This window comes from Dyadobacter sp. HNCC25DJ187 (assembly GCF_056895255.1).
In genome coordinates, this window is the sequence record NZ_JBXHAT010000001.1 from 1,961,136 (window position 1) to 1,978,464 (window position 17,329).

A 17,329-nucleotide genomic window follows, 5' to 3' on the forward strand; every position below is an offset into this window, starting at 1 on the left:
AACCCTGGTTGTTCCTTCATTTATGGACGAAAACGGATCTGCCCCAGAAGCAGAAGACAGCGAACTTCATGAAAAATTGCCCATCTCGGGTTTATACGAAAGTTGGTTTCTCGATTATGCATCCTATGTTATTCTGGAACGTGCTGTTCCGGCCATCGAAGACGGACTCAAGCCCGTTCAGAGGCGGATCATGCATGCATTGAACGAAATGGACGATGGCCGATTTAATAAAGTAGCTAACGTAGTAGGATCATCCATGCAGTATCACCCGCATGGGGATGCATCTATCTACGATGCGATTGTTAATATTGGCCAAAAAGAACTTCTTTTCGATACCCAGGGAAACTGGGGAGATATCCGTACCGGCGACGGAGCTGCTGCAGGTCGGTACATTGAAGTAAGATTATCCAAGTTTTCTAAGGAAATTGTTTTCAATGACAGCACTACCGAATGGCAGCTGTCCTATGATGGTAGAAAAAGAGAACCTGTAACCTTACCTGTCAAATTCCCGCTTTTACTTTCTTTAGGTGTTGAAGGTATTGCAGTAGGGCTTTCGACCAAAATCCTTCCTCATAACTTCTGCGAGCTGATTGAAGCCTCCATCGGAATTCTACAGGGAAAAGAAGTAACGATTTACCCTGATTTTCTCACAGGTGGTCATATAGATGTATCTAATTATAATGACGGGCATCGCGGGGGAAAAGTAAGAGTTCGGGCTAAGATTGAAGAGGAGGATAAAAAGATGCTCGTCATCCGCGATATACCCTTCGGAACTACTACGTCATCACTGATCGACTCCATCGTAAAGGCAAATGATGGTGGAAAAATTAAGATTAAAAAGGTGGTGGATAATACCGCCGCTGATGTAGAGATACAGGTTCACTTGGCACCGGGTGTGTCGCCGGATATTACGATGGATGCGCTTTATGCATTTACTGAATGTGAGGTGTCTATATCTCCGAATGCTTGTATCATTATTGCTGACAAGCCACATTTCGTAGGCGTTACAGAAATCCTGAAGTACAACACCCAGCAAACGGTAGCTTTATTGCAACGCGAGCTTGAGATTAAGAGGCTCGCATTGCTTGAGAAAATCCTTTATGGTTCGCTGGAAAAGATATTTATTGAGAATAGAATTTACCGCGATATTGAGGAGTGCGAAACCTTCGAAGCGGTTATACGCACAATCGACAAGGGTCTTGATCCCTACAAACCACAATTCTACAGAGAGATTACGGACGATGATATTATTGAGCTGACAGAAATCCGTATCAAGCGTATATCTAAATACGACGGTTACAAGGCTGATGAACTAATGCGAAAATGGCAGGATGAACTCGCAGAAACCGAGGACAACCTGGCTAACATTACCCGTTTTGCGATCGATTATTTCCGCGAACTGTTGAAGAAATATGGTAAAGGCAGAGAAAGAAGAACAGAAATCCGTGCTTTTAACCAGATTTCTGCCAACATCGTGGCTGCCAACAACCAGAAGCTGTATGTAAACCGTGCAGAAGGTTTTGTCGGCTACGGCTTGAAAAAAGACGAGTACGTCATGGATTGTTCAGATATTGACGACATTATCGTATTCAAGTCTGATGGTAAGTGTGTTGTGGTGAAAGCACAGGACAAGATTTTTGTCGGGAAAGATATTATTCACTGTGCCGTGTTTGTCAAAAATGATGAAAGGAAGGTATATAATCTGATATACGTCGATGGAAAAACAGGTGTATCCTACATCAAACGTTTCCAGATTACTGCGGTTACACGTGATCGGGAATATGACTTGACTCAGGGAACACCCAAATCCAAGATTACCTATTTCACTGCCAACGATAACGGGGAAGCAGAGATTATTACTGTCAATCTGCAGGCTCAGAGTAAAGCAAAAGTGAAACAATTTGATTTCAATTTTGCTGATCTGCTGATCAAAAACCGTAGTGCAATGGGTAACATCCTTACCAAATATCCCGTTCGTAAACTGACCCTGAAACAGGCTGGTCGCTCAACACTAGGAGGTGTGGACATGTGGTTTGATCCAATCATAGGCCGACTAAACCGGGATGAACGCGGGGAGTACCTCGGCAATTTTGGATCCTCAGACCATATATTGGTTGTATACAAAGATGGCACCTACGAGCTCACAAACTTTGACCTGACCAATCATTATGTTACCAACGATGTAGTATTGGTTAAGAAGTTCGATCCCAAAATGATCATCACGGCACTGTATTACGACGGTGCCCAGAAACAGCATTTTATCAAGCGTTTCAATATTGAGACTACTTCGCTGGATAAGAAATTCCTGTTTATCAGCGATAGCAAAAATACCAAATTGTTGCTGGCTAGTTCCGATAAACACCCGAGACTCGAAGTATTTCCGGTTAAACCTGCGGAGGGAGACAAAATAGGAAAGGAATACGTGATCAGCGAAATGGTGGATGTTCGTGGCTGGAAAGCCATGGGAACAAAGCTGCCTCATGATAAATTCAAAGACATACGTTGGCTTGAATCACTGCCGGAAACAGCGGAAGAAGAGTCTCAGCCAGAAGTGGAAATCACGACACAGGAATCCATGGAAACTGACGACGCTGACACTGTGGCTGGAGTAGAATCGGATGAAAGCGAAGCTGCAGAAGAAACAGTTGATTTGACTCAACCCGAGGATCTTGCTCCGGCAGAGGAAAACGCTTCAGATTTGATCGAAGACACAAAGCCTGTAAAGGCAAAAAAAGAATCCAAAAAGAAATCAGATCCTGAAAGTCAACTCGGCTTATTTGAATAAAAAACGAAACGCTTTTTGTTGCCAAGGATATATTATTGTTTATTGGCAACAAAAAGCGCCTTTTCCTGCGTACTGGTACATGAAGATGATCCAAAAACGAACCAGGAAGCAGCAAAGGGTTGTTAAGTTTTAATACTATCCTTAGTTTCAGACGTGAAAAATGTGATCAAGGCTATCGTACTTTTAGCATTTATCAGCTTGATTTTCATCCTGCTCTGTAATTTCTGGGTGGTATATTATACACGTCCCTACAACTTTTTTTCTATTAATAACCTACCGAGCAACGATGTAGCGTTGGTATTAGGGACGAGTAAAAAGACGGAACAAGGAAAGGAAAATCTGTTCTTTAAGTATAGGATGGAAGCTACCGCCCGGTTGTTTAAAGAAGGCAAAATCAAATACATCATCTTGAGCGGTAATAACGATTCACGTTATTACAATGAACCACTGGATATGAAAAAGGCCTTGCTTAACCTGGGTGTACCTGAGAATGTGATGACACTTGATTACGCCGGCTTTCGCACCTTCGACTCCGTGGTGCGTTGTAAGCAGGTTTTTAATCAGGATAATTTTACTGTTATATCGCAGAACTTTCACAATGCCAGAGCGCTGTATATTGCCCGACACGAAGGAATAAGTGCCATATCCTTCGCGGCTCAGGATGTACCCGATGGATACTCACTTCGTACTTTGGTTCGTGAATACCTTGCCCGCCCGAAGGCTGTTTTGGATGTACACATACTCAGACCGAATACGGATGTAACTTCAAATAATGAAATTTTTAAAAAGTAAAAACTTCAGAAATTATGTAACTTGGTGATATACATCTACACTTCGTCCTTTAAATGAATAAAGCTATACTTTTCCTGATTTTATTGATAACAGGGAGTTTTACAAGTATTTACGGACAAAATGGCTTTATCATTAAAGGCAGAGTGACAGATGCCTCCTCGGGAGACCCCATCCCATTTGCCAATATTGCCATCAAATCTTCCTTATCCGGTACCACCACCAATTTCGACGGATTTTATCAACTTCCCTATACCCCACCTGCCGATTCCATACTTGTCACATACGTGGGTTACGAAACGAGAGGAAAAGCTATCAAGCCTGGTATCTCCGAACAAAATATAGATATACAACTTAGTCCCGGAGCACAACAACTAAAAGAAGTGAAAATCTTCGCAGGTGAGAATCCGGCTTACGCGGTGATGAGAAAAGTGATAGCTGCAAAAAGGCAGAATAATCCGGAAAGTGTAAGTGCCTATCAATACCAGAGCTACAATAAAATTCAGATTGATATGGATAATTTGTCTGATAAGCTCCGCAAACGTAAGGCTATCAACAAAATGGCCCATATTGTTGATCAATATGACGAAATCAAAGGAGATAATGGTGAAACAATTATCCCTTTATTCATTTCAGAATCGGTCTCAAACGTATACTTCCGCAATGATCCGAAAAGAAAAAAAGAAGTGATACTGAAAACGAAAGTTTCCGGAGTAGGACTTACCGATGGAAGCCTTGTTTCCCAACTTACTGGTTCATCTTTTCAACAGTACAACTTCTATAACAATTGGCTTAATATACTGGAAAAAGATTTTGCGTCGCCCATTTCTGACAGCTGGAAAATTACCTACGAATATTACCTGGCCGACAGTATTACGAATGGTGCAGGGCACGATTACCATATAGAGTTTGAACCCAAAAGAGAACAGGATCTTGCCTTCACGGGTTCGTTCTGGATAGATGGAGAAACCTTTGCCGTTACACAGGTCGACGCGAACGTGGGAAAAGCAGCTAATCTGAATTTCATTGAAAAAATCAAGATTCAGCAATCTTACGAACTTGCAGATTCCGCTCAACGTTGGGTTCCCAGTAAAACAAGGGTCCTGATTGATGTAGATGAGCCTACCAAAAATACAGCAGGCATGCTTCTGAAATTTTATTCATCCAATTCAGATTACAAACTTGGCCTCGTACTCAACAGCAAATTTTACGATACAGGTATTGAGTTACGTGAAGACTACATGAAGCATGACTCGACTTTCTGGAGCAATAGTCGGCCCGAATCACTTACTCCGGCAGAGATACTCAGTTTCCAGCTCGTTGATTCACTGAAATCGCTTCCGGTTGTAAAAACCTATACTGAAATCCTTAATATTTTTGTAAATGGGTACAAGAAGCTGGACAAATGGAATATTGATCTGGGACCTTACCTTTTTCTGTACGCCAACAATGCAGTAGAAGGACATCGTTTCCGTCTCGGGTTCAGAACCGATACGGGATTCAGCAGAAAATGGATTTTCAATGGCTATGGAGCCTATGGCACGCGGGATAACGCGTTCAAGTATGGTGTTGGTATGGACCGCATTATTTCCCGAAAACCATGGACCATGACCGGCATATCCTATTCCAAAGATCTGGAAAGGCTTGGCGTTTCGGCGGAAACAATTGGACCGAATACGCTGTTTGGCGCATTTTCAAGATTTGGCGCCTTTCGTAGGGCTTACTGGCAGGAAGATATTGCCGCGTATTTTAAACGGGAAATTGTAAAAGGTCTCACGGGAAGCATACAGCTGAAACACAGAAATTTCAGACCCTTATTTCCTTTTACTTACAAAACCAACCCTGTCGTCGGTACAGAATCCCCGCTTCGCAGCTCATTTGAAATTACCGAACTCAACTTCGAAACCCGTTTAGCAAGGAAGGAAACGTTTTTGCAAAATGATAATGAGCGTATCAGTATGGGAAACGGCAATTCTCCGGCATTTACATTCAGGTATTCATTGGGCATGAAGAATTTTTTAGGTGGTGATTTTAACTATCAGAAGTTTTCGTTGAACGTAAAACATAGCTTTAGAGCAGGTATCATTGGCCGTACTCATTATAATCTCACATTGGGTTATATCCCATCTACCCTGCCCTACCCATTGTTATATACACCATTAGGCAATGAGTCTTTATTTTATGTTGATAATGCTTTCAACATGATGAGATACTTTGAATTCATCAGCGACAAGTACGTGGTACTGCGCATGGAACACAACTTCGAAGGATTGCTTTTCAACCGATTGCCGGCAATCAGGAAGCTCAAGTGGCGGATGCTGGCTACAGGAAAGCTGTTCTATGGCAGTGTCAGCGAATCAAACCTTTCTCTTACGCCTTCTATTGACAATGATGGACATGATATCCCAACTTTCAGCAGACTGACTAATACACCCTATATAGAACTGGGTTATGGCATCGACAATATTTTCAAGGCAGGCCGGGTAGATTTTGTTCACCGGCTCACCTATTTGAAAAATCCAAACGTAACGCCGTTCGCTGTTAAAATTTCCTTCTGGTTCAACCTTTAATATTATTCGCCGGCAACCATCACATCACGTGACGAATACGTCAGAAATACCGCATCTCCTATTTCCAAATCTTTTCTGCTCCGGTAAAATGCCAGATCACCCTGCTTGTTGGCACACCGTACTTCCCAGTGATTCCCATGAAAACGAATCGCTACTACTTGTCCGGACCACTTACTTTTTTCCGGATCTTTTGTTCTTCTGATTTTCTCTGGTCGAATAAAGGTCTTTTTACCGGCATTCTGATCATTTAACCAGTTGATATCACCTGTTAGCTCGGCGACGTAACTGTTTACAGGCTTATTATATACCTCCTGAGGTGTTCCAACCTGGATAATTTTCCCGTCCCTGAGCACCGCTATCCTGTCTGACCAGGCCAATGCATCCTCAGATTCGTGCGTTACAAAAACACAACTCATCTTTTGCTGTTTGCGCAAGCCTTCTATAGCATCTGCCAATACCCGCCGGTTATGATTGTCAAGATGCGCAAATGGCTCGTCCAGAAGCAGTACGTCCGGTTGTTCTGCCAGCGACTTGGCAATTGCCGTACGCTGTTTTTCTCCACCTGACAGTAATTTTGCTTTCTGTGCACGCACAGGACCCAAAGCGGCGATTTCCAGCAATTCCACTACCCGCTCGGTCTTATATCCCGGATCATAAAAGCGAAGAGAATAGGCAATATTTTCTTCTACCGTTTGATTAGGAAAAAGCTCAAATTCCTGGTGAATCAGTTTGATAGCGTCGTGCCCGGGCATCAACTCACTACTTACAGAAGGTAATTCACTTTCTCTGAAACGAATAGTACCGGCATCCGCATCCAGAAAACGTCCCAGAATTTTCAGCAAAGTACTTTTGCCGGATCCGCTTTCACCCAAAATGCCTAACCACTCTCCTGCATGCAAATCTATATCAATGTCAGACAAAACCGGCATTGAACTGTAACCCTTTGATATTCCGGATGCCTGAAGTATAACTTTCCTGTTCTTCATTTCAGACCCAGATCACTTTATCTTCAATGGAGGTACGACGTGCTGGTGCTGCCGGAGCTTCATGATAGCCCATGAAAAATAAGCCCAGACATTTCTGATTTTCCGGTAATTCCAAAAATTTACCCAGTAAATCAAGTATAGCAGGACTGCTCCAGTATGAACCTATACCATAGGCAGTAGCCGTAAGCCACATATTCTGGACTGCACAGGCTACAGCTGCTGTTTCTTCCCATTCCGGCACCTTATCCGCATGTACTTCCATATTAATCGCAATCACGCAGTCGGACTTTACAACTTTATCTCCAGCTGCTTCGTAACGCGCCTGTGAAAAAGATTCAGCCGGTGTTACTGACTTATATCTTTCCATAAAAAACGCTGCCAGTTTTTGCTTGCTTTCACCTTTGAAAACCATGAAACGCCATGGCTCTGTCAGTTTGTGGGTTGGTGCGTAATTGGCATTCTCCAGTATGTTATCAATTATTTCCTTGGGGATTTCCTTCTGAATATAGCTTGGTGGAAAAATGCTGCGACGATTACGTATCGTCTCATTGATGATATCTATTGAATTACTCATGAAAGTCTCATTATTAATTAGATACTGTGGTATATGCAAATCTAAACAATATCGTCGATCTGTGACGTTTCCCTTGCTTTAAACGTTGACTTTCATGTGGTCATTCATAAGGTTATGATACCAATGATCGAACGTAAATACCATTGACCACGAAATATTTTATGGGATTTATAAATTATTCTAACTTGCAGCATCAAAAAAAAGCAACTTAACCAAACTATTCACTCCACGTATATGCTCGTTACTACTACACCTAATATTGAGGGAAAGAAAATCGTTAAATACATAGGGCTTGTCAATGGAGAAGCTATTATAGGAGCGAATGTCATGAAAGACGTCCTTGCCAAAATCACCGATATAGTAGGTGGGCGCTCCGGTTCTTATGAGCAGGGCCTCAGAGAAGCAAAAAGCATTGCACTACGGGAAATGATGGATCAGGCGCATCGGCTGGGAGCTAACGCCATCATAGGCGTAGACCTGGATTTCGAAACAATAGGGACCGGTGGCTCCATGCTCATGGTCAGTTCCAATGGAACTGCTGTGGTAATAGAGTAGAAGATTAGTACCTGTCGAAAGATCTGAGCAATACCCATTATATACAAGTGGACTACGCATGATCCGTAGACCCGTAACTTTATGCTATTCACTTATTGAATCACTTCGTGAAGAACATCCTTGTTGAAAAGCAGGAAAAGGCTGCGTCAACAAAATTCTGAGAAAATTCATGATGGAACATATTAGCTAAACTAAGCCTTACACAGATACTTACTACACCCTTTGTTCTGCTAATCTGAATTCTTACCATCATTTTTCTTCAGAGCCAACTCTGTCTATTCGTTCTTCATTGATGGTAAGTTACATCAAACGGAAGGGCATTTTCAATCGTCGTAATGGAATAGGATAATTACCATAACTGGGGTATGTACTGAATTTGAGAGTTTAGAAAAAACGCATATCCCAACCTGAACCAACCACGTAGGCACAAAAAAATGGCTTACCGCATTACAGTAAGCCATTCCACGTAAACCCTCCTCTATCAGTGTTCGTCAAAAAAGTTGAATGGAGTTCTGACGGGCGTCAGTTCCAAAGCAACAATTTGCTTGACTGAATACTAATAACTAAAATTCTGTGCCAAAGTATTAAACTTATTTGGAATACACAAATGAAGAAGTGAAAATGTAAATCAAATGTAGTTAAAGTACTACATTTTAATCGTATAATCCTTACATCTTTCAATTTTAAGCGTAATCAGTGTTTTTTCTTGTATACTAATTCAGCAAAATTGGGAAAAGCTTCCACATTATGTTACATCACATTTTATAAGCTTTTTCTGGTCATTTCAATATGACTTATCCCGTCTTCAAGATATACATCGCTGGTCTGCAAAAACCCGAAGGATTCGTAGAATGCTTTAAGATATAACTGCGCACCTATCCGTATCGGTACTTGGCCATATACACTTTCAATTCTGCCAATTGCCGTATTTAACAATTCCTTGCCCAGCTTTTCACCTCTGCCGGCCTGTGATACGACGATGCGACCGATCGAAGCAAATTCGTAAGAGATTCCTGGAGGAACAATACGGGCATAAGCATACAAAACCTCTTCCCTACATCCTGACAGGTGCTCACAGAACTGATCTTTATTGTCCATATCCGGAAAAACACAGTTCTGCTCTACAACAAATACCTCACTCCTGAGCCTCAGTACTTCATATAATTCATGCACATTGAACTCTGTAAATTTCTTTACGGACCAATTTAACTTCAAATCCATTTTCAATAAATTATAGCTTAAAAATTACTATTTATGTCTGATTTTGACTGTCTTTTATAAATTTGCACCCTAGTTATACATAACCGCTCAATACCCCAAACCGTATTGAACATCTCAAAAAGAGAAAAGGGTTGTTATTGACACTTAATCATCAGAAAAACAACATTTTAATCAGAAAGTAGAAATGGGAAGAGCCTATGAATACAGAAAAGCCCGGATGTTTAAGCGTTGGGACAAAATGGCAAAAACCTTTACAAGAATCGGAAAGGATATTGTTCTGGCTGTAAAAAGCGGTACTGCTGATCCCAATACCAATGCAAGACTTCGGGTTCTGCTTCAGAACGCACGGGCAGCCAACATGCCAAAAGATACAGTAGAAAGAGCGATTAAAAGAGCCACTTCCAAAGATCAGGAAGACTACAAAGAAATGGTGTATGAAGGTTATGGACCTTACGGCGTTGCTATTCTTGTTGAGAGTACTACCGATAATCCAACCCGCACAGTAGCCAACGTACGTAGCTATTTCAACAAGCTTGGCGGTAGCCTGGGTACAATGGGTATGCTGGATTTCATTTTTGACCGTAAATGTATATTTAAGGTTAAAAACAACGGAAAAGATATCGAAGAACTGGAGTTTGAACTGATTGATCACGGCGGAGAAGAAGTGTTTCTTGATGAAGAAACAGATCAGATCAACATTTACGGAGAATTTACGGCGTTTGGAAACCTACAACACTATCTGGAAGAAAACGGATTTGAGATTATCGAAGCTGATTTCGAAAGAATTCCGAGTGACACGAAAAAGCTTTCTGATGAAGAAATTGCAGAAGTAGAGAAGCTGATAGAAAAAATTGAGGACGACGACGACGTACAACGCGTTTTCCATAACATGGCATAATAAGGTCGCACCTATATCACTTTAATAATAGTATGCTCCTTGTTCTGAAACCTGAATTTTTCGTTAACGGTTTTACCCAATAGCGAAACCCCTACCGGAGATGAAGATGAAACTGCTATGATGGTTTCATCTTCAAACTTCAAAACTCCCAGACTTACAGATATAAAGAACCAGCCGGCTGTTGTTTTCATCAACGAACCAACAGCTCCCCTTTCCGGCGCCTGCGTGTTACCGATTCGCTCGAGTGTTGTCCTCTCAACCCTCACCTGCTCATATTGCCGCGCATGCATATTACGGTCGAGTTGCCCCATAGATCTGGATGTTTCATATTTATCCCCCATTGAGCTTTTACCCTGGTCGTTAGCCGATTCCTGAGCTGCTTCCATGGCTTCCCAGGCCACCTTCATTTTTTCCTCCAGTAGCTCTTTCACATAACTGATCAAACCCGACTTGTCCATTTCTTCTAATATGATTCTTGATATCGTAATGACATTTTCTATCCCGGCAAAAGTCTGGGACAGATTTCAAAGATAGCTATGATGACGTAAATCCTGATCATGACCGAGCATGTCAGATACATTTTTACCTGATTGTTTTGACCCATTTACAAAAACATCAGACATTCATGATTAACATGAACATGCTTTATTCAGAATATGCAGTACTGCGCTTAAAAAGTATAAAGTTGATGTAAGAATAGATTTTTCCGAGGAAAGCCAAAAAATGCACATTTTACAAATATCTACCACTACTCTTTTAAAACATTTAAAAATCAACGGATTATCTGAACAGTGAAACTCAGACTTACTTATATTGACGAATTAAATCCAATTTCAATTTTCTCATTCCCCCTTCCTTAGTATCTTTGCCAAACTTCTTGAAATTTAGCAATGACAAAACTTTCGGTCCGGCACTTACTTGGAATAAAAAACCTGAACGAGAATGATATTCAAACAATTTTAGAGACTGCTACTCAATTTAAGGAAATCATTAATCGGCCGATCAAGAAGGTCCCTTCACTTCGGGATATTACCATTGCCAACGTTTTTTTTGAGAATTCCACCCGTACAAGACTTTCCTTCGAACTTGCTGAAAAGCGCTTATCTGCTGACGTAGTCAATTTTTCTGCATCAGGAAGTTCAGTTAAAAAGGGAGAAACATTGCTTGATACTGTCAACAATATTCTTGCTATGAAGGTGGATATGATCGTCATGCGACATAGCAGTCCTGGTGCTCCGCACTATCTTTCCTCCCGCATTTCCGCCAATGTGGTCAATGCCGGCGACGGTACCCACGAGCACCCGACGCAGGCTTTACTGGATGCATTCTCCATGAGAGAAAAAATCGGAGATCTTTTCGGGAAGAAAATTGCCATTATTGGTGATATCACCCACTCACGTGTAGCGCTTTCCAATATTTTTTGCCTACAAAAATTAGGAGCGGAAGTAATGGTTTGCGGCCCATCCACTTTGATCCCTAAATACCTGGGCGATCTGGGTGTAAAGATCGGGCACGATGTGAGAGAAGCCCTTCAATGGTGCGATGTTGCCAACGTATTGCGTATTCAGCTCGAAAGACAGCAGATCAAATACTTTCCGTCTCTCCGTGAATACTCTCTCTATTTCGGTATCAATAAGGATATGCTCGATGAGTTGAACAAGGACATTGTACTGATGCATCCTGGGCCAATTAACCGGGGCGTCGAACTTTCCTCTGACGCTGCAGATTCCAAACATTCGATTATCCTTGATCAGGTAGAAAACGGAGTTGCCGTACGTATGGCAGTACTCTATCTGCTTGCACAACAATAGACAGAAGTAGCTTCATTCTGGTATTTTATCACTAAAAATCCTAAGCAGGATGATATTATTCCTATATTTATGATAGTATGCACGCATAACATTGTAAATAACTGGAATTATGAATCATGCTTATCATACACTTCGGGTTAATACTGAGACTCCATATGTTGCCTCCGTATCATTCAACAGGCCTGAAAAAGCGAATGCGCTCAATGCCGAAGCCTGGAAAGAATTAAAGCGTATTTTCACTGAACTGAACGAAGACAATAACATTCGAATAATCATCCTTTCCGGAGAGGGGAAGCACTTCTGTTCGGGTATTGATCTGAGCCTGCTGGAGGAAATCACACAGTCATCATCCATTGGAGCTGGCTATCAAAATGAAAAATTAAGGAAGCAGATCGTGGAGTTACAGCAAGCCGTTACTACCATTGAAGATTGCTCCAAGCCCGTCATAGCTGCAATATCAGGTGGCTGTATCGGAGCGGGACTGGATATAGCAAGTACCTGTGATATACGGTATGCCAGCGAAGACGCCTATTTTTCCATCAAAGAAGTGGACATGGGCATGGTGGCTGACCTCGGTACTTTACAGCGACTTCCCGGTATTATCCCTCATGGCCTCGTTCGCGAACTTGCCTACACGGGAAGAAACGTTACAGCCGAAGAAGCCGAAAAAACAGGTTTGACCAATAAGACTTATTCCAGCAAAAACGAACTGATGGTCGCTGTAAATGCTATTGCGAAAATGATTGCTGAAAAATCTCCCTTGGCGGTACGCGGAACAAAACATGTACTTAATTACAGTCGAGATCATCCCATTTCCGATGGACTGAACTATGTAGCTACCTGGAACGCGGCTACATTACTTTCAAAAGATTTGAAAGAGATATTTATGGCAAAGCAGGAAGGGCGCATTCCCTTCTTTAAATCTTAAAACACTAAAAAGAAACATTATGCTTCACCAGCAAGGAATGCTTCGCGACGGGGCACTATTAAACAAAACAATCATCGTTACCGGCGGCGGAACCGGACTCGGCAAATCCATGGCTACTTATTTTTTGACACTGGGTGCCAATGTCGTGATCTGCAGCCGGAAACTGGAAGTTCTAGAAAACACAGCAGAAGAACTTAAAAAAATAACCGGTGGGAACATTTTACCCTTGGCTTGCGACGTACGTAAACCTGAGCAGATCGAAAGGGTAATCCGCCTGATTATTGAAAAGTTCGGTAGTATTGAGGGCCTTGTAAATAACTCTGCTGGTAATTTTATCAGTCCGACCGAACGTCTCTCCCACAAAGCTGTTGATGTGGTTGTTGACATCGTATTGAGAGGTACGTACTATTTCACCCTTTCCCTGGGAAAATACTGGATTGATAACAAAATAAAAGGAACCGTTCTTAATATCTCAACAACCTATGCATGGACAGGATCTGGCTGGGTAGTGCCTTCTGCTATGGCGAAAGCGGGTGTTCTGGCCATGACAAAATCTTTAGCTTTTGAATGGGCAGACCATGGAATCAGGCTGAATGCCATTGCACCCGGGCCATTTCCTACCAAAGGAGCCTGGGACCGACTGTTCCCGGAAGAACTTTCGAAACAATTCGCTTTCGAAAACAGGATCCCGTTACAGCGTGTGGGCGATCATCAGGAATTAACCAACCTGGCCGCCTACCTGATGTCCGATTATTCTGCGTATATGACGGGAGAGGTCATTACCCTTGACGGTGGCGAAGTATTGGCTGCCGGTCAGTTTAATTTCCTCAAAGATGTAACTGATGATCAGTGGGATGCGATAGAAGACCAGATCAAAAATGCCAACAGGAACAGTAAGAAATCAGAATAATAATTTTCTTCCGGTTTTATTGGGTAATTTTGCCTGTTCGTTCGTTATTTGAGAAAATGATGAAAACATCTCTATGAAAAATAGTTTAGGAGTATATCTGTCTTTTTTCGCCGCAATTGTTTTTGCTGGTTGTGTATCGTCAGGTCAGGTTGGTAAATCTCTTCCTGAAGCTCAGGTATATGCATCTGAACAGGCTGCCGCACCTGCTTCCAGCGAAGAGCTTTCCTTGGTATCTATCCAAAGTAAATATCTGATCAGGGACACGACTCAGGTAAAAGTATACTTGTATGTAGATGCCTATCGTGGGAAAAATAGTATCTCGGTTGACGATTTCGTTAGAATATATAATCTCAATTATGTCATTTACTCTGACTATGGCGCACGCGACCGACTGGGATATGGTAATGTAAAGCTTACTAATTCCAATGTCAGTAAAGTCGGCAACAGAATCGTCATCAGTTTTGATGTAAAAAGTCCCAATAAAGACTATGGTGTATTGCTGAGTGAGATCAGCCAGACCGGCACTTTGAAAAAAGTATTAAACGATCTTACCATTCGTTTTAAGAATCAGTCAACCAGCGAACTGTATGGCATTTATACTTCTGCAAGTTCTGAGCCTCTGCAGCGCCATTATATTAATACCAACGAAGAATTTACAATCAAAAGGGCAAACGATAACGCTGATCAGCTGCATGTGTTTTACTATAAACACAGCTTCGACCCTGCAGGCTCTCCTATGAATACGGCTCCTCAAAAATCAGCAGCCAAGTCATTGCAGGTGGATAGCACCTTTATTGTCAAGACGAATGAGCCCATCAGATTTACCAAAGAAGGGCTCTATAATATCTTTTCAGACACCACACAATCTGAAGGGATGGGGATACTTATCGTGAATGAGCGCTTTCCTAAAACAACGCAACCGGAAATGTTGTTGGGACCATTGCTTTACATGAGTACGAATACAGAAATCGCTGACATCAAAAAGGCCGAGGATTTCAAAAAAGCACTCGATAAATATTGGCTTAACCTGATGAACGGCAATGAGGAAGTTGCTCGTCAGTCGATCAAGTCTTTCTATACACGGGTGGAAGAAGCAAATACGCTTTTTACTACTTATAAAGAAGGATGGAAAACCGATAAGGGAATGATTTATATTGTTCTCGGTTCACCAGATAAGGTGCAGCGCAGCAAAGACCGTGAGGTTTGGACCTACGAACGCCGCGGTAATGCTCAGAACGTCAATTTTACATTTAACAGAAGAAACAATCAATTTGTGGATGACCACTACGAGCTGGTTCGGTACGCCGAATATCAGCCAATTTGGTATCCAATGGTAGAAGCATGGAGAAACGGAACTATACGGTAAGAAAACCCGCACCAAGACCATCCCAGGCGGATATGGTTTTTGGTACACAGTCGGTACTTGAAACACTTCGCTCAGGAAAGGAGATCGAAAGGTTATTTATTCAGAGAGAGCTGGGCATGGCTGAGATTGAAAAGCTCGCCAAAGAACTTGGTATCCCCTATCAGCGTGTTCCGGTTGAAAAACTGAACCGTGTAACAAGAAAGAATCATCAGGGAGTTATCGCCTTTGTCTCTCCAATCCAGTATATGCCGTTGCACAACGTGCTTACGCAGGTTTATGAGGATGGTAAAGTTCCATTTTTCCTCTTACTGGATAGGATTACAGATGTAAGAAATTTTGGAGCCATAGCCCGTACGGCTGAATGCGCTGGTGTGCAAGGTATTATTGTACCTATAAAAGGAGGGGCACAGATTAATGCGGATGCTATGAAAACGTCTTCCGGAGCATTGAATTTTCTTCCGATTTGCAGAGAACCAAATCTTTACGAAACGCTGCTTTACCTTCGTAATAGTGGATTACAGATCATAGCCTGTACAGAAAAAACAGAAAAGTCTGTGTATGAAATCGACCTTTCTGTCCCCACAGTTATTATCATGGGTTCGGAAGAGGACGGTATTTCCAAAGAATTCATCCAATTGGCAGACAGCGGGGCCAGAATTCCTCTGAACGGAAAAGTAGAGTCCCTGAATGTGGCGGTAGCCAGTTCAATTATTCTTTATGAAGCAGTAAGGCAGCGCTTGGCAAATATTTAAATAGTATGAGCAATTCCGGTACCTGATGCACTAGCGTCAGGTACTGTTTTATATTCTCCTTCCACAAAACCCATTACTCTTATGCGCATCTTTTCCCTGTCAATGTTGTGCCTGATGTTGCTTATTCAGAACAGTTGTAGAAAGAAAAAAGATATTGAGCCACAGGGTGAGATTATCTTACCAAAGGATATGGTCATTATTGATGCCGAATACAATAAGAGAAAAGATATTCTTGTTTATGTCACCAATCACCCGGCACAACTCAACATTTTTATTCCTGCTCAAAATAAGACTGAAACAGTTCCTCTCGAGTATATACCTATGAGTGTTTCTATAGCTCAGGATGGAAGCTCAGCAGTTGTCGGATTTGACGGAAAACTATCTCATGTTGACCTTAACAAGAAAACAATATTAAATACTTTCAGTGTATCATGCGAAGCGTTAGACATTGTTCTCGGAAATAATAATTGGGCCTACGTATTTCCTAAAAGAGATCAATGGGCTACTGTCAGGTGTATCGATTTGGCCACAGGCAAGGAAACAGCTCACACAGGTTCCTCCATGTATGCAGGATCAAAAGGAAAACTTCATCCATCAGGAAATTTCATTTACTCAACCAACAATTTTGTATCACCAACAGATATAGAAAAATACGATATTCAAAATGGTACTGCTGCACGACTTTATGATTCACCGTATCATGGAACATACCCAGTAGAGGGAGATTTATGGTTTTCGGAAGATGGTAGCCGAGTTTTTTTAAGAGGCCAAACCACCATGAGACTTTCCGCGAGCCAAGAAAATGATTTGATCTACAATGGTACCGTTGGATTAGATACAATCAAAAATTCCTACGATCAAAATAAAAGAATTATGTCACTGGATCATTCTGCTACAGCTAACAAACTTTATGTGATAGCTAGTGATACCTTATACATGGATAAGCCCAACGTACCTTATGTGTGGATCTACGATGCTACAAATCTATCGTATCTGTACAGAAAAGCGCTAAAAGGAATACCTGCTGCTGTAACCAAAACAGCTTACATAGAACCTTACTTTGTATTTACAAATTCAAAGGGGAATCAGATTTATGTGGTTACAAAGCAGGTCGACGACTCCACTATTAAATGGTCTATACAAATACTTTAAACACTGGTCAGCAGAAGATCGTAATTCACATT

Annotated in this window: 15 protein-coding genes; 11 read left to right on the forward strand and 4 right to left on the reverse strand. The window is 41.8% G+C overall.

Going from position 1 to position 17,329, the window contains the following annotated elements:
• Positions 1 to 22 precede the first annotated feature (22 nt).
• The 3 genes from AC1XUE_RS08105 (at position 23) to AC1XUE_RS08115 (ending at position 6,144) form a co-directional block, all read left to right on the forward strand.
• A complete protein-coding gene (locus AC1XUE_RS08105) occupies positions 23 to 2,785 on the forward strand; it encodes a DNA gyrase/topoisomerase IV subunit A (protein ID WP_483355432.1) in 2,763 nt (920 codons plus the stop codon).
• Between the two features lie 153 nt (positions 2,786 to 2,938).
• Entirely contained in the window at positions 2,939 to 3,577 is a 639-nt protein-coding gene (locus AC1XUE_RS08110; RefSeq protein ID WP_483355433.1) for a SanA/YdcF family protein, read from the forward strand.
• Positions 3,578 to 3,630: 53 nt separating this feature from the next.
• A complete protein-coding gene (locus tag AC1XUE_RS08115) occupies positions 3,631 to 6,144 on the forward strand; it encodes a DUF5686 and carboxypeptidase-like regulatory domain-containing protein (RefSeq protein ID WP_483355434.1) in 2,514 nt (837 codons plus the stop codon).
• Positions 6,145 to 6,146: 2 nt separating this feature from the next.
• Here AC1XUE_RS08115 and AC1XUE_RS08120 read toward each other — a convergent pair whose 3' ends face one another.
• Positions 6,147 to 7,130: an ABC transporter ATP-binding protein gene (locus tag AC1XUE_RS08120; RefSeq protein ID WP_483355435.1), complete on the reverse strand. Its 984-nt coding sequence runs from the start codon at positions 7,128 to 7,130 to the stop codon at positions 6,147 to 6,149.
• Position 7,131: 1 nt separating this feature from the next.
• On the reverse strand, positions 7,132 to 7,704 hold the full coding sequence (locus tag AC1XUE_RS08125; protein WP_483355436.1) for a nitroreductase family protein: 573 nt from the start codon (positions 7,702 to 7,704) through the stop codon (positions 7,132 to 7,134).
• Between the two features lie 234 nt (positions 7,705 to 7,938).
• Between AC1XUE_RS08125 and AC1XUE_RS08130 the strand changes: the two genes are divergently transcribed.
• Positions 7,939 to 8,259, forward strand: coding sequence for a heavy metal-binding domain-containing protein (locus AC1XUE_RS08130; RefSeq protein WP_483355437.1), 321 nt, complete (start codon positions 7,939 to 7,941; stop codon positions 8,257 to 8,259).
• 762 nt (positions 8,260 to 9,021) lie between these two features.
• On the opposite strand, the gene AC1XUE_RS08135 is transcribed toward AC1XUE_RS08130, so the two are convergent.
• On the reverse strand, positions 9,022 to 9,480 hold the full coding sequence (locus AC1XUE_RS08135; RefSeq protein ID WP_483355438.1) for a GNAT family N-acetyltransferase: 459 nt from the start codon (positions 9,478 to 9,480) through the stop codon (positions 9,022 to 9,024).
• 184 nt (positions 9,481 to 9,664) lie between these two features.
• On the opposite strand from AC1XUE_RS08135, the gene AC1XUE_RS08140 reads away from it, so the two are divergent.
• Positions 9,665 to 10,378, forward strand: a complete 714-nt coding sequence (locus AC1XUE_RS08140; RefSeq protein ID WP_483355439.1) for a YebC/PmpR family DNA-binding transcriptional regulator — start codon at positions 9,665 to 9,667, stop codon at positions 10,376 to 10,378.
• Positions 10,379 to 10,389: 11 nt separating this feature from the next.
• On the opposite strand, the gene AC1XUE_RS08145 is transcribed toward AC1XUE_RS08140, so the two are convergent.
• Complete coding sequence (locus AC1XUE_RS08145; protein ID WP_483355440.1) at positions 10,390 to 10,836, reverse strand: transcription elongation factor; 447 nt, start codon at positions 10,834 to 10,836, stop codon at positions 10,390 to 10,392.
• 432 nt (positions 10,837 to 11,268) lie between these two features.
• Here AC1XUE_RS08145 and AC1XUE_RS08150 point away from each other — a divergent pair, with 432 nt between their 5' ends.
• The 6 genes from AC1XUE_RS08150 (at position 11,269) to AC1XUE_RS08175 (ending at position 17,297) form a co-directional block, all read left to right on the forward strand.
• Entirely contained in the window at positions 11,269 to 12,189 is a 921-nt protein-coding gene (locus AC1XUE_RS08150) for an aspartate carbamoyltransferase catalytic subunit (RefSeq protein ID WP_483355441.1), read from the forward strand.
• Positions 12,190 to 12,298: 109 nt separating this feature from the next.
• The gene (locus tag AC1XUE_RS08155; RefSeq protein WP_483355442.1) at positions 12,299 to 13,117 is read left to right on the forward strand and encodes a crotonase/enoyl-CoA hydratase family protein; all 819 of its coding nucleotides are present in this window, start codon (positions 12,299 to 12,301) and stop codon (positions 13,115 to 13,117) included.
• Positions 13,118 to 13,136: 19 nt separating this feature from the next.
• Positions 13,137 to 14,027 carry an SDR family oxidoreductase gene (locus AC1XUE_RS08160; RefSeq protein WP_483355443.1) on the forward strand — a complete coding sequence of 297 codons (891 nt, stop codon included), beginning with the start codon at positions 13,137 to 13,139 and terminating at the stop codon, positions 14,025 to 14,027.
• Positions 14,028 to 14,100: 73 nt separating this feature from the next.
• On the forward strand, positions 14,101 to 15,393 hold the full coding sequence (locus AC1XUE_RS08165; RefSeq protein ID WP_483355444.1) for a GWxTD domain-containing protein: 1,293 nt from the start codon (positions 14,101 to 14,103) through the stop codon (positions 15,391 to 15,393).
• Positions 15,369 to 16,145, forward strand: a complete 777-nt coding sequence (gene rlmB / locus AC1XUE_RS08170) for a 23S rRNA (guanosine(2251)-2'-O)-methyltransferase RlmB (RefSeq protein ID WP_483355445.1) — start codon at positions 15,369 to 15,371, stop codon at positions 16,143 to 16,145. Before AC1XUE_RS08165 ends, rlmB begins: the two co-directional genes overlap by 25 nt.
• Before the next feature lie 81 nt (positions 16,146 to 16,226).
• Positions 16,227 to 17,297 carry a hypothetical protein gene (locus AC1XUE_RS08175; RefSeq protein ID WP_483355446.1) on the forward strand — a complete coding sequence of 357 codons (1,071 nt, stop codon included), beginning with the start codon at positions 16,227 to 16,229 and terminating at the stop codon, positions 17,295 to 17,297.
• The last annotated feature ends 32 nt before the right edge of the window (positions 17,298 to 17,329 follow it).